Annotated in this window: 9 protein-coding genes; 7 read left to right on the plus strand and 2 right to left on the minus strand. The window is 69.2% G+C overall.

From position 1 onward, the window contains the following. Nucleotides 1-19 precede the first annotated feature (19 nt). The 5 genes from DMH12_RS01890 to DMH12_RS01910 all read left to right on the plus strand — a co-directional run bounded on the left by DMH12_RS01890 (nt 20) and on the right by DMH12_RS01910 (nt 5393). Entirely contained in the window at nt 20-1258 is a 1239-nt protein-coding gene (locus DMH12_RS01890) for an acyl-CoA dehydrogenase family protein (protein WP_125489754.1), read from the plus strand. Continuing rightward, on the plus strand, nt 1258-2358 hold the full coding sequence (locus tag DMH12_RS01895) for a phosphotransferase family protein (protein WP_260473980.1): 1101 nt from the start codon (nt 1258-1260) through the stop codon (nt 2356-2358). The genes DMH12_RS01890 and DMH12_RS01895 overlap by 1 nt, the downstream gene beginning before the upstream one ends. A gap of 158 nt (nt 2359-2516) precedes the next feature. Further along, nucleotides 2517-2750, plus strand: a complete 234-nt coding sequence (locus DMH12_RS01900; RefSeq protein WP_125489756.1) for a hypothetical protein — start codon at nt 2517-2519, stop codon at nt 2748-2750. Next, entirely contained in the window at nt 2747-4573 is a 1827-nt protein-coding gene (locus DMH12_RS01905) for a sodium:solute symporter family transporter (protein ID WP_260473981.1), read from the plus strand. The genes DMH12_RS01900 and DMH12_RS01905 overlap by 4 nt, the downstream gene beginning before the upstream one ends. Continuing rightward, nucleotides 4527-5393 carry a phytanoyl-CoA dioxygenase family protein gene (locus DMH12_RS01910; protein WP_125489757.1) on the plus strand — a complete coding sequence of 289 codons (867 nt, stop codon included), beginning with the start codon at nt 4527-4529 and terminating at the stop codon, nt 5391-5393. The genes DMH12_RS01905 and DMH12_RS01910 overlap by 47 nt, the downstream gene beginning before the upstream one ends. Nucleotides 5394-5410: 17 nt before the next feature. Here the strand turns inward: DMH12_RS01910 and DMH12_RS01915 are convergent, their stop codons facing one another. Further along, nucleotides 5411-6721: a diacylglycerol kinase family protein gene (locus DMH12_RS01915; RefSeq protein WP_125489758.1), complete on the minus strand. Its 1311-nt coding sequence runs from the start codon at nt 6719-6721 to the stop codon at nt 5411-5413. 259 nt (nt 6722-6980) lie between these two features. Here DMH12_RS01915 and DMH12_RS01920 point away from each other — a divergent pair, with 259 nt between their 5' ends. Together DMH12_RS01920 and DMH12_RS01925 are read left to right on the plus strand one after the other, a co-directional pair. Next, nucleotides 6981-9170: a SpoIIE family protein phosphatase gene (locus DMH12_RS01920; RefSeq protein WP_125489759.1), complete on the plus strand. Its 2190-nt coding sequence runs from the start codon at nt 6981-6983 to the stop codon at nt 9168-9170. Between the two features lie 115 nt (nt 9171-9285). Continuing rightward, nucleotides 9286-9912 (plus strand): TetR/AcrR family transcriptional regulator, encoded by a 627-nt coding sequence (locus DMH12_RS01925; RefSeq protein WP_125489760.1) that lies wholly within the window; start codon nt 9286-9288, stop codon nt 9910-9912. Nucleotides 9913-9982: 70 nt separating this feature from the next. On the opposite strand, the gene DMH12_RS01930 is transcribed toward DMH12_RS01925, so the two are convergent. After that, complete coding sequence (locus DMH12_RS01930) at nt 9983-13198, minus strand: bifunctional cytochrome P450/NADPH--P450 reductase (protein WP_125489761.1); 3216 nt, start codon at nt 13196-13198, stop codon at nt 9983-9985. Between the last annotated feature and the right edge of the window lie 131 nt (nt 13199-13329).

The raw sequence follows: 13329 nt of genomic DNA on the forward strand, positions 1-13329 counted from the left end.
CATCCGACAAAGGACATCCATGACTTTCCCTCACCTTCCGCCGGAGATCGCGGAGCTGCGTGAGCGCACTCACCGGTTCGTTCGCGAGGTCGTCATAGACGCCGAGCCCGCACCGGGCGGACGTCTCGACCAGACCACCCGTGACCGGCTGCAGGCCGCGGCGAAGGAGGCCGGTGTCTTCGCGCCGCTCGTGCCGACGGAGTACGGCGGACAGGGCCTGCCCATCGAGCACTGGTCACCGATCCTGCAGGAGGCCGGCTACTCGCCGATCGGTCCCGTGGCGCTCAACTGCATGGCACCCGACGAGGGGAACATGCACATGCTCAACCTCATCGCGACCCAAGAGCAGAAGAAGCACTACCTCGCGCCCCTGGCGGCCGGGGACGTCCGGTCCTGCTTCGGCATGACCGAGCCCCACCCCGGAGCGGGATCCGACCCGGCGGCGCTGCGGACCACAGCCGTGCGCACCGACGGCGGCTGGATCATCGACGGCCACAAGCGGTTCACCAGCGGGGCTGTCGGTGCCGGGTTCTGCATCGTGATGGCGCGAACGCCGGCCGTCGACGGCTCCCCCGAAGGGGCCACCATGTTCCTCGTAGACATGACGAACCCCGGAATCCGGGTCGGCGAGGCGATCCACACCGTCGACCGCTCCATCGACGGCGGTCACCCGCACCTCCACCTGGAAGACTGCTTCGTTGCCGACGACGCGGTGCTCGGCGAGGTGGGACTGGGATTCCGGTACGCGCAGGTACGGCTCGGACCCGCACGTCTCACACACTGCATGCGGTGGCTGGGGCTGGCGCGGCGGGCGCACGACATCGCGCTGGACCGGGCCGCGCGGCGTGAGCTGTTCGGCGGCCCGATCGACTCGCTCGGCCTGGCGCAGCACCTCATCGCCGAGTCGGTGATCGACATCGAGACCTCCGACGCGGTCATCGCCAAGACCGCGGCTCTGCTGCACAGTGACCCGAAGGCGGGTTCGGCGATGTCGTCGGTGGCGAAGGTGCACTGTTCGGAGGCGGTCTTCCGGGTGGTCGACCGTGCCGTCCAGATCTGCGGAGGGGACGGGGTCTCCGACGGGCTTCCACTGGCGCAGTACCTCAACGAGGTCCGCCCGTTCCGGATCTACGACGGCTCCAACGAGACCCACCGGTGGGCCATCGCCCGCCGGGCATCGGCCGGCCGCAGCGCAGCGGTCCAGGCCGGTGAGCGGTACCGGGGCGACGCTGTCGTGGGCCGGAACGGAGGCTCGTGATGCACACCGTCCCCGAAGGCGTGGAGGTCGTCGCGAGCTGGGAGAGTTCCCGTCACCTCGACAGCCCGCCGCTCCTCGTCCTCGACGCGGTCGCCGGCTTCCTCGACGCACACGGCATCGGCAGCGGCCCGCTCGCGTGGCAGAGCATCGGCGACGGCCACTCCAACATCACCTACCTGCTCCACCGAGGCAACGAGTGCGTCGTCCTACGCCGTGGACCGCGCCCGCCGCTGCCCAAATCGACGCACGACATGGTGCGCGAGGCCCGCATCCAGAGGATCCTCGACGGCCCCGGGGTGCCGGTGCCGGAGATCGTCGCGGTATGCGAGGACGCGTCGCTGCTGGGGGTGCCGTTCTACCTCATGTCCCGGCTCGACGGGATCGTCATCACCGACACGATCCCATCCCGCCTCTCCCCCGCCGAACAGCGCCGGGCCACCGGCGAGGCGGTCGTCGACACCCTCGTCGCCCTGCACAGCATCGACGTGACCGGAGCGAAACTAGCCTCCCTGGGCTTCCCCGAGGGCTATCTCCGGCGCCAGGTCGACAGGTTCCACGGGTTGTGGGAGGTCAACACCACACGCAGCCTGCCCGCGGTGGAGCGTATCGGGGACTGGCTCGGCCGTAACCTCCCGACGAGCCAGGCGGCATCGGTGGTGCACGGCGACTACCGCATGGGCAACCTCATGTTCGCACCCCAGGCGCCGGCCAGGGTCCTCGCGATCCTGGACTGGGAAATGGCCACGCTCGGTGACCCGCTCGCGGACCTGGGCTACCTCACCGCCACCTACTCCGAGGCCGGCAGCCCTGCCACCCCGCTCGAACTCACCCGGGTGACACGGTCGCCCGGCTACCTCACCCGGCGCCAACTGGCAGAGCGCTACGAGTCCCGCACGGGCCTCGATCTGACCCCGCTGCCCTGGTACCAGACCCTCGCACTGTGGAAGGCAGCGATCTTCTGCGAGGCCATCTACACCCGCTGGCAGCGTGGGGAGCGTCCCCACGACAAGACCTTCGGGCCGTCGCTCGAAACGGGTGTCCCCCGACTGCTGGAGCAGGCGGGGCGATACGCCGGCCTGACGGCGACCACTCGCCGCTGACACCACACGCGTCCCGGTACGGCCACCCGAATCCAACGCTCGTCCTCAACGGCTGCGACCGTCTCCACGACCCGTCGCGCTGTGTCCGTCTTCCCTTATCTTCAGAGAGAGATCTCGTGCCCTCCGCTTCCTCCCGGCATTCATCCCGTGACACACGAGTGCTGGTCACTGTCAACGCCCTGCCGCTCGCCGTAGGTGTCCTGCTCTCCTGCTCCACAACCCTCGGTGAGGTCTCCGTGTACGGACGCCTCACCCTCGGCACGGCGTGGGCGCTCACGCAGCTCCTCGTCCTCGTCGGCGGGACGTGGTGGTACGAGAGCCGGGCCGCGTCCTCGTGCGAGCCTGCCCCGGCGACGACCGCTGCCTCTCGTTCGGTCGGGGGCACGTGGTGACGACGTACCTCCTGAGCGCCGGCTCGCCCGACCTCATCGGCTCCGCCGCGAGGGGCGCGGTCATCACCGCCTTCTTCGTCTTCATCGGCCTCTGCCTCCTGTGGGTCTTCACCCTCGCCACTCAGGACGACGATCCGGAACGCCTCTACGTCGCCGGCCGGTCTCTCCCGCCCGTCTTCAACGGCGTCGCGATGGCCGGGGAACAGATCACGGTCGTCATCCTGGTCTCGTTGCCGGGAGCGATCGCCCTGTTCGGGTACGACGGTGTCTCGACCGCCGTCGACAGTGCCCTCGCACTCGGTGTCTTCCTGCTCCTCGCCTCCAGGATTCGCGCGACCCGCCGCTACACCCTCGGTGAGCTGTTCGCCCTGCGTGCCGAGGGACCGGGAACGCGGATCGCCGGTGCGGTGGTGACGCTGTGCATCGCCATACCCCTGCTCATGGTCCAGCTGCGGGCCGGCGGCATCACCGCCGCACTTCTGATCGGCATGCCGACCGAGACGGCCCAAGTGGTGTGCACGGTACTGATGGGATTCCTCATCACATGCTTCGCAGGAGTGGCGGATCTGCGCGGCACCAGTTTCATACAGGTCGCCAAGGTGCCCATAGCCCTGGCGACGCTCGCCGCACTGACCCTGCTGGCGCTCCGCCTGTTCGACTGGAGTCCTGAATCGCTGCTGTCGGCCGCCATGGACAAGAGCATGTCGCCGGATGACTACCTCAGCCCCGGGCTGTGGGCGCACACCGCCGACTTCGGTCCGCTCGGCACGATCAGCGACCACATCGTCGTCGTCCTCGGCACCGCGATGATGCCCCACCTGCTCCTGCGGGTCAGCGCCAGTCGGGACGCGTCCGCCGCGCGACGCTCATCGAGCGTCGCCGTAGGGCTGACCGGCCTCTTCTACCTGCTCCTGATCACGGCCGGTGTCGCCGCTGCCGCGGTGGTGGGCAGCGGACAGATCGGGGTCGTCGACGTGAAGGGGCAGGGAGCCCCGATCCTCCTGGCATCGGAGGTCCTCCCCCACCACTCCACGGGCCGGGTCGTGGTCATCGTCCTCGTGGCCTGTGTCGCCTTTCTCGCCGTCCTCACAGCCGTGGCGAGCGTGACCTTCGCCGCCGCCGTCTCCGTGGCCCGCGACCTGTTCGGGCAGAAGGGCCGCTCCAGGATCGGCATCGGAGAGCCCGCCGTCATGCGACTGTCCGTTGTCGCGCTCTGCGTCGTCAGCCTTCTCCTCGCCACCGCCCTGTACCGCTACCCCATTGAATTCCTCCTCGCCTTCTCGCTGAGTCTCGCGGCCACCTGTGTGTTCCCCGCACTCGTCTACTCCTTCCTGTGGACCGGCTTCAACCGCCGAGGGCTTCTGTGGCTCGTCTACGGAGGGCTGTCCCTCTGCGCACTCCTGACCCTCACCTCCCCCGCGGTGTCCGGGACGAAGTACGCGCTGTTGCCGGAGCAGGACTTCAACCTGATCCCGCTTCACACCCCCGGGCTGATCTCCGTCCCGGCAGCCTTCCTCCTCGGATGGCTCGGCAGCGCGCGGCCGTGGGAGGGGGCCGCACGAACCCGGCGCACGGCGTTGAGGGAGGCACGGAGTCATGACAGGCGCCGGCTCCTGACTCGACAACCGCGGGAGAGCGGCGCCGCGCCGGCGTGTGCATCGTGCACCGCGCCCGAGCAAGGCAGGTGCTCGCTGTCGTTCTCGACGGCGGTCGTGGCTGGCGAAAGTAGCGCCACCAACCACGGGAACAGCAAGGACATTGAGGGAGAGAAGGCACATGACCACACAGAAGCAGCGTCAGACCCTTACGTCGGTGGAGACTGACACGCCGACGGACGAGATCCTCACGCTCCTGACCCGCGACGGAGGCGTCGTCGTCAGGAACTTCCTGACGAACGAGCAGATGAACCGCTTCAACGCCGAGATCGAGCCGCCGCTGCAGGCTCTTCGCCCCGGCTCGACCCACGAGAACGAAATGGTGGCCGCGTTCCACGGCAGCAACACCAAGCGACTCACCAACCTGGTCACGCACAGCGCCACGTTCCGCAACGAGATCCTCGAGCACTCCCTGGTCCACGAGGTCTGCGACCGGACCTTCCTCCCGGAGTCGGGCACGTACTGGATGACCACCGCGCAAGTGATCGAGATCGGCCCCCGCAGCCAGGCGCAGATGCTGCACCGGGACTTGGAGAACTGGTTCCCTTTCATCGGGATGGGGCCCGACGGTCCAGAGGTCACCCTCAACTTCCTGATCGCCCTGACCGACTTCACGGAGGAGAACGGAGCCACCCGAGTCATCCCCGGGAGCAACCACTGGAGCGACTTCGAGGATCGCGGAACTCCTGAGCAGACAGTTCCCGCGATTATGAACGCCGGAGACGCCCTTCTGTTCAGCGGCAAGACCGCGCACGGAGGCGGCGCGAACCAGACCGGCGACGAGTACCGGCGGGCCCTGGCCTTCGCCTTCAATCCGGGCTTCCTCACCGGCGAGGAAGCGTACCCCTTCCTGGTCGGCATGGAGGTCGCGAAGACGCTCTCGCCGCGTGTCCAGCGCATCCTCGGGTTCCGGTCCCAGTACCCGAAGGGCTCGCCCGGCCTGTGGCAGGTCGACTACGCCGACCTGGGCGACTACCTCGGTCTCTGAGGACCGACCCGAGCAACTCACGGGCCCGGGCCGCGCACGGGACCGCACGCGAGGGCGAGCAGTTTCCGCCAGTCGACCGGGGGCGCTGGTGGCGGTGCGCCGGGGCGGTCGCGTGGCAGCAGCACCCGTAGCGCGCGGGGCCGTACCGAGCACACGACCGGTGTGCGCAGCCACAGCGCCTCCCCGTCAACCGCCACCGGAATTTGCGCCTCCTGACCGCCCCCCGTGTCTGGGGACTGCGGGCCCCCGGCCGTAACCTCGACCCGCCGCGCGGTCGTCACGGTGAGCCCCGGCGCCTGTGAGCCCCACAGGGCCAGCTGTGCCGCCTGGGCCGCGTTCGCCACCCTGATCCCGATCACGCCCAGCTCCCCGTCATCGAGCACGGGCCGGCGCCCGCCGCCGCTCAGTTCGTCGGGCGAAGCGTACGGATTGTTGCTGATCAACAGCGCCTGTTGGTCCGCGAGCCGGGTACCGTCCGCGCGCGCGTCGAGTCGTCGCGCGCCCTCCTTGGCCAAGAGGTCCGGCATGAGCTTCAGTGCGGTACCCGTCTTGTCGTCGCGGTACTCGGGGCTCTGCACGATGTCCGCGTACACGCCGAAGGACACCGTGTTGACGAAGGGACGACCGGAGACGTCGCCGAGATCGACCCGGATCTCCTCTCCTTCGGTCAGGGCATCGAGGCAGCGGGCCGGGTCGGCGCGGTCGAGGCCGAGATCCATGGCGAAGTGGTTGCGGGTACCCGCGGAGATCACGAGGAACGGCAGTCCGTGTTCGGCGGCGACGGCCGCGACCAGTGCTTGAGTACCGTCGCCACCGGCGACACCGAGCAGGTCGGCACCGTCTTCTACGGCCTCTCGGGCCAGTCCGCCCACGTCGACCGGGGCTGACGGGTCCAGCAGGATCACCCGCGCGCCCAGTCGCTCCGCCCGCTTCACGAGGTCGAAGCGGGTGACCTTGCCACCGCCCGACTTCGGATTCATGATCAGCACCGCCCGCCTCGGCGGACGTGCGCGTACGGGCCGCTGCGACCGGGGCGGCCGCGCTCGGTGCAGCGCCGTGCGGCCGCAGGTCACCGCCGTCGCCCAGCACAGGCTGGAGATCAACGCGATCAGCCACAGACCGCTCCGCGCGTAGAACACGAGCACTCCGGCCGGCGCCGCGACGGCCACGAACGCGCCGAGCAGCCGCACGAGACCGCGCCGGGCCACGAGCCACCAGATGCCTGCGGCGCAGACCACGAACCCGAGGATCCCGGCCATGACCACGAGCAGTCCGCCCCCGCTCAGCGCGAGCAGCAGCACTGCCACGGCGGCGGTTGCCGCCACCATGGCGCACCGCGCGAGCAGCCGGGCTGCCAGCCCGGCCCGCGGCCGTGCCTTTCGTGTCCTGTCTATGGCCGTCTCCTGAAGGGGCTCTGATCCGTTCTGCCTCACCAGCCTGGCGTAGCGCCCCTGGCCGAGTGCGTCCCCGGACGCCCGTACGGGTGAGCCGGTCAGTCGAGCGCGTCGAACCCCGGCGCGAGACAGCTGAGGGGCTGGCCCTCACTGACGAGGGGCGTACGTCAAGGGCTTCCCGTACATTCACACTATGGGAACCGACGTCGATGCGTTCCTTGGTCAGCTGGCCCGCCACCTCAGGACACAGGCGGAGAAGCTGGCCGGCCTGATGCTCCAGCGCCTGAACGGCGAACTCCCCGAACTGCGGGAGGAAGGGGAGATCGCGGCTCTGACCTTGGAGGAGACAGCCCAGCACGTCACCACCATTCTGGATCTCCTGGAGACCCAACCTGACGTGAGCGCGCCGAAAGCCCCTTCGGTCGTCTTGGAAGTAGGTCGCCTCTACGCCCGGCGAGGGATCCCGGTGAGCAGACTCCTGCGTGGCTACCGGCTCGGCCACCTCAGCCTGCTCGAAATGGTCCAGGCCGAAGCTCCCCGCCTCACCAGCGACTGGCACATGATCCACCTCGCCGCGATGAGGCTGATCACGATCGGCTTCGACTACGTGGACCGGTCCTCGGAGGAGGTCGTCGCCGCCTACCAGGAGGAGCGCGACCATTTGCTCCAGCGCCGACTCGCCCTCACCAACTGGGCGAGCAAGCAGATCGGGACCACACTCGACGTCACCCGCACCGCACAGGAGTTGACGGAGGTGTGCACCGAGGAGTTCGCCGATCTCGTCACCGTCGACCTGTTCGACTCCGCCCTCGACGAACAGGGCACGGGTTCACCGGAGGGTCTGACGCAGCGCCGAGTCGCCCAGCGCTCCGTCCTCGACGGCTGTCCGGAGTCCCTGCTCCGCATCGGTGAGGCCCACTCCTACCCCGACGACTCGGAACCGGCTCGCACACTGGCCACCGGACGATCCGTCCTGCACCGCGTCGGAAGGGCCGGGATGCCCATGTGGATGGCCCCGTCCGAGTCCCACAATCAGGCGTTGCGCGTCCTCGGCCTCCACTCGGTTCTCCTCGTAGCGCTGCACGCCCGTGGGGAGACACTGGGCCTGGTGCAGTTCTCACGCCATCGCACCTCGGCTCCGTTCGACGACGACGACCTCCTGCTGGCGCAGGAGATCGTCTCCAGGGCAGCGGTGTCCATCGACAACGCCCGCCGGTACACCCGTGAGCGCTCCACCGCGCTCACCCTCCAGCGAACCCTGCTGCCGCGACACACGGCGAAACAGTCGGCCGTCGAAGCGGCCTCGCGCTACCTGCCCGCCGGGTCCCGCGCGGGTGTGGGCGGTGACTGGTACGACGTGATTCCGCTGTCCGGGGCCCGCGTCGCGCTCGTCGTCGGCGACGTGGTCGGACGCGGCCTGCACGCCGCCGCCACCATGGGTCGACTCCGCACAGCCGTCCGCGCCTTCGCCGACATCGACCTCATGCCCGATGAGCTGCTCACGCATCTGGACGACGTGGTCATCCGGATGCAGCGCGAGGAGTCACGGGACGAGGGAGAGACCAGCGCCACCTGCCTGTACGCGATCTACGACCCCGTCTCCCGTCTATGCTCCGTCGCCAGTGCCGGCCATGTCCCGCCGACCGTGGTGACCCCCTCGACCACCGGCGAGGACACCCGGACCTCCAGCGTGGTCGAGCTGCCCGAGGTGTCGGTCGGTCCGCCCCTCGGCCTGGGCGGACTCCCCTTCGAGACGACCGAGTTCGAACTGCGGGAGAGCAGCCTGCTGGTCCTGCACACCGATGGGCTGATCGCCGACCGCACGCGTGACGTGGATGTCGCACTCACCACACTGCACGATGTCCTCACCTCGGCGCCGGAGTCGCTGGAGGAGACCTGCGACCAGCTGCTGGCCGCTCTGCTGCCCAGCCGACCCGCCGATGACGTCGCCCTGCTGATTGCCCGGACCCGAGCCCTCGATCCCGACCATGTCGCAGCGATCAACCTGCCGTCCGATCCAGCAGCCGTATCCGGAGCCCGCCGCTTCGCGTCCGACGTACTGGCGGCCTGGGGGCTGGAGGAGATGTCGTTCACCACCGAGCTGGCCGTCAGCGAACTGGTGACGAACGCGATCCGCTACGGCAAGAGCCCCATCCAGCTGCGACTGATCCTCCAGTCGACGCTCACCTGCGAGGTCTCCGACGCCAGTAGCACGGCCCCGCATCTGCGCCGCGCCCGGATCTTCGACGAAGGCGGCCGGGGCCTGCTGTTGGTGGCCCAGCTCACCGATCGCTGGGGCGCACGACACAGTCGTGAGGGAAAGGTCATCTGGGCCGAACAGGCTCTCCCCGCGGGCAGCGGATCCGACCATCGAGCGAACTAAACACCGCTCGTGCCTCACGGGTGACGCGCGTGCGACGAGGGCGTTCGCCCGGCCGGTGACACAGCCCTCGATCACACCGACTTGATCGATCGACTAAGTCGATATACTGGACGGTATGGCTCATGTTTCCGCGGCGGAGCGCCGCCCCCAGTTGATCAAGGCGGCCATCGACCTCATGACCCGGGAGGGCGTCGCCGCGGGAAGCACCCGTGCCATCGCCGCGGAGCTCGGCGTCGCACAGGCCACCGTCCACTACACCTTCGGCACGAAGGAGGATCTCTACCGGGCGGTGATGGACCAGATCACCGACGAGCTGGTCGCGCAGGTGCAGCGGGCGGCGCCGGAGGACGCGGGCTTCGAGAGGACCTTCAGCGCCCTGGCGGGGGCCTTGTGGGGCACTGTGCGTGAGCCGACGTCGCACCAGCAGCTGCTCACTGAACTGACCATGTTCGCCCTGCGTGTGCCCGGGCTCAACGAGGCCCGGCAGAGCCATTACCAGCGGGTCATCGAGGTGACCGCACAGGTGATCGCCGAAACCGCGGACAGGACGGGACAGAAACTGGCCGAGTCCCCGGAAACAGTGGCTCGGTTCTTCCTCTCCGGCTTCGACGGACTCACCATGCAGGTCCTGCTGAGCGTGCCGGACGAGGCCACGGAGCGGACGGGTCTGAGGGCACTCGTAGCCGCGACCGTGGCGCTGGCCAAGGGGGGCCTCGACCTCCCGGACGTGCCGACGGCCTGACACGACGTGAAGACGGTTGGGGGCGCACCTGGAAGGTGCGCCCCCAACCGTCTCTGCCTACGCGTGAGACTCAGCCGGCCCAGACGTCTTCGACGTAGCGCCCGGACTCGACGAGCGCCGCGAGCCATGCCACGGCCTGCTCATCGCTCGCACCGGTCCGTTCACGATAGAGCGCCATGAACGCTTCCCGTACGGCCGGTGCCATACGGCGGCCGTCGCCGCAGATGTAGACGCGCCCGTCGGACTCCAGGACCGACCACACCTCCTCGCTCTCGCGGGCGATGCGCTCCTGGACGAAGCGGGCGCCGTTCTCGGGCGCGTGCATGAAGGTGGGACGCATGCTGACGGCGCCGGCCGCCTCGGCCGCCTCGAACTCCTCCCGGTGGAGGAAGTCCACGTCGGGATGGTCGCAGCCGAAGTAGCAGAGCAGGGTCCCGGTCGAGCCGGCGTGGTGGCGGTCGAGAACCGCGCCGCGGAAGGGCGCGAGACCGGTACCCGCGCTGATCAGGATCACCGGTACGGAGGTGTCCTCGGGGAGGCGGAAGGACTCGCTGCACGGCAGGACCCGGGCCTGGATCACGTCGCCCGCGTTCACCGTCTGCAGGAAGTGCGAGGCGATGCCCCGGAAGGCGCCCTCCCCCGACCGGTGGGGCGCCGCGAGCAGCGACACCATCAGGTCCGCCTCACCCGGCCGGGCCGCGGCGGACGACGAGATCGAGTAGTGCCGGGGGCGCAGCACCGGCAGCATTTCCAGGAAGCGTTCGAAGGGCAGTTCGCACGCACGGTAGCGCTCCACGAGGTCCAGGACGCTGAGCCCCGCGACGGACACCTGCTCCCGGAAGGTCTCGGCATCGGCGGTGGCGAAGACGGTGAGCGGCTGCTTCTCAGGCGGGCAGGACGTGTGCTCGGCGAGCACGGCGACCTGCTCCTGGGTGGCCGGGTCCTGCAGCTCGACGAAGTCGGTGAGCAGGCGGCGCAGGGTCAGCGGCCGGTCGACCGGCAGCGCGCCCCGGCTCCGACGGCGGGCGCGCAGCCGGACCGTGCGGTCCAGGTCGAGGCCGAAGCGGTCGGCGACACGCTGGACGAGGGCCTCGGGATTGCTGGGCAGGACGGCCAGGTGATCAGCGGTGCGGTAGCTGACGCCCTCGGGCAGACGGAGCCGCAGGAACCGCTTGGAGCGTCCGAGTTCGTGGTCGGTGTCGACGAGTTCGTACGCTTCGAGGACCTCCATCGGCTGGACGCCGTGGCGCTCGGCGAGACCGCCGAGGACCGACTCCGAGGTGTCCTCCAGCTCGTACAGCCCTTCTTCTTCCGCCTCCGGTGCGGGACCCGCCGCCTCGCCGGCGACCGCTTCGCCGTACTCGTCCAGCAGGACCGCCCACAGGTCCGCCGTCCACTGGTCGACCACTCCGCCGAAGTCACCTGATGCGTCGGCGGCGCCGCGCTCCAGAAGCGGGACGGCGCCGGCGGCGGCCAGACGCTCGTCGATCAGGGTGGGGATGCGCTGGTAGGTCGCCGCCCAGTTGCGGTCGCCGACACCGAGGACGGCGTACCGCAGGCCGGTGAGCGAGCCGGGGGCGAGGTTCTCCAGAGCGGCGACGAACTCGGCTGCGTCGTCGGTGGGGCGGCCGTTGTAGGAAGCGGCGACGATGACGACGGGGCCCTCGGTGCCGGCCAGTCTTTCCGTGTACTCGTTGAGGGCGGCGACGGACGGGACGAAGCCGTGCTCCTCGCCGTCGCCGCCGAGGTCGCGGGCGATGCCGGCGCAGGTGCCGAGGTTGGATCCGTGCAGCAGGGTCAGCGCGGTGCCGCTCGCACGGCGCGTCACGGTGGTGGTCCGGCCCGCGACGGGATCCGCCGCCGTCACGGCGGGCAGGCGCCGTTCGTCACTGGTGCGGCGGGCGAGCCGGAGGCTGAAGCCGTCGGGCTTGATGGTCAGCGTCGACTTGATCTTCAGCTGGTAGTCGGTGTGGTCGATCAGACGGTAGCGGTGCACCAGCAGGCCCAGCAGCAGGGTGGCCTCGTGCAGCGCGAACTGGCGGCCGATGCAGGCCCGCTCGCCGTTGCCGAACGGCTTGAAGGCGTGGACCGAGCGGGCCGCCTCCCGCTCGGGGGTGAAGCGCTCGGGATCGAACAGCTCGACGTTCTCCCCCCAGGCCGCGTCACGGTGAAGGGCCGAGGTGATCACCATCAGCGACTCGCCCTTGCGTACGGGGTACTTGCCGCCGATGACGGTGTCCTCGATCGGCTCGACGGCGAACGCGGGCGCCGTCGGCCACAGCCGCAGGCTCTCGTTGAGCACCTGGCGGATGTAGGCGAGCTTGCCGATGTCGCCGTACCCGGGATCCGGGTCGTCGGTGTCACCCCACAAGGCGTCCACCTCGGCCTGGGCCCGGGCGAGCACCTCCGGATGCTTGGTGAGGTAGTAGAGGGCGAAGGAGAGCGCGCTGCTGGTGGTCTCGTGGCCTGCGATCAGGAAGGTGATCACCTGGTGGCGGATGTTGACGTCGTCCAGCAGCTCGCCGGTGGCGGGGTCCTCGGTGTGCAGCATCAGCCCCATCAGGTCGTCCGTGCTGGTGTCGCCGGAGGCACGGCGCTCCTTGATCACCTCGTCGACGAGGTCCGTCATCAGGTCGACGTCCCTCCGGAACTGCTCGACCTTCTTCCTCTTGAAGAACTCGGAGCCCGGGATTGACTCGCCCTTCTCCTGGGCGAAGACGAGGGCCCGGGTCATCGCGTCGACGAACGGGTGCAGGTCGTTGCGCCGGAAGGACTGGAAGTCGTAGCCGAAGCCGCACAGACCGATCGTGTCGAAGGTCAGCCGGGTCATCTCGTCGGGGACATCCACCGACTGCACCCCGGCGAGCCGGTCCCACTTGCCGATCAGCGAGCGGGCGACCTTGAGCATGGGGGCGTGGTAGCTGCGCATCGCGCCGAGCGAGAACGCGGGCATCAGGATGTCGTGGGCCTTGCGCCAGTTCGGTTCGTGGTTGTAGGCGGTGAACAGACCGTCCCCGGCCAGGGCCCGGACCTCGACCAGGTCGGCGTGAACGTGCTTGCGGAAGCGGGTCTCGTCCGACAGTTCGGTCACGAGGTCCAGGCCGCCGATCATGACGGTGTCCCTCCCGAAGACCCGCAGCCGGTACACGGGCCCGAACTCCCTGAACTCCTTCAGCAGGTAGGCCAGGAAGTCCGCGCCCGCAGGAAGGTTCAGCGCGTGGCCTACGAGGGGCAGCGGGGGGCGCTCGGGGATCGCCCGCGCCGCACCTACGGACACCTGAGTCATGAGCGTGCCTTTCGTTTCTCTCCAGCGGTCACCAACCAATCTACACACGACTTTGTCAGTCGAACATGTCAGGTGACTGTATCGAAGGACACAGGCGGCTGGGGAACCTGGAATCCGATACGAACGTCCGG

This window comes from Streptomyces sp. WAC 04229 (genome assembly GCF_003947455.1).
Taxonomy (GTDB): domain Bacteria; phylum Actinomycetota; class Actinomycetes; order Streptomycetales; family Streptomycetaceae; genus Streptomyces.

What these genes read in the sequence shown, in the direction of transcription:
- DMH12_RS01890 (WP_125489754.1), top strand. Translation starts at nt 20, where the DNA reads ATGACTTTCCCTCACCTTCCGCCGGAGATCGCGGAGCTGCGTGAGCGC.
- DMH12_RS01895 (WP_260473980.1), top strand. Translation starts at nt 1,258, where the DNA reads ATGCACACCGTCCCCGAAGGCGTGGAGGTCGTCGCGAGCTGGGAGAGT.
- DMH12_RS01910 (WP_125489757.1), top strand. Translation starts at nt 4,527, where the DNA reads ATGACCACACAGAAGCAGCGTCAGACCCTTACGTCGGTGGAGACTGAC.
- DMH12_RS01915 (WP_125489758.1), bottom strand. Translation starts at nt 6,721, where the DNA reads ATGGTGGCGGCAACCGCCGCCGTGGCAGTGCTGCTGCTCGCGCTGAGC.
- DMH12_RS01920 (WP_125489759.1), top strand. Translation starts at nt 6,981, where the DNA reads ATGGGAACCGACGTCGATGCGTTCCTTGGTCAGCTGGCCCGCCACCTC.
- DMH12_RS01925 (WP_125489760.1), top strand. Translation starts at nt 9,286, where the DNA reads ATGGCTCATGTTTCCGCGGCGGAGCGCCGCCCCCAGTTGATCAAGGCG.
- DMH12_RS01930 (WP_125489761.1), bottom strand. Translation starts at nt 13,198, where the DNA reads ATGACTCAGGTGTCCGTAGGTGCGGCGCGGGCGATCCCCGAGCGCCCC.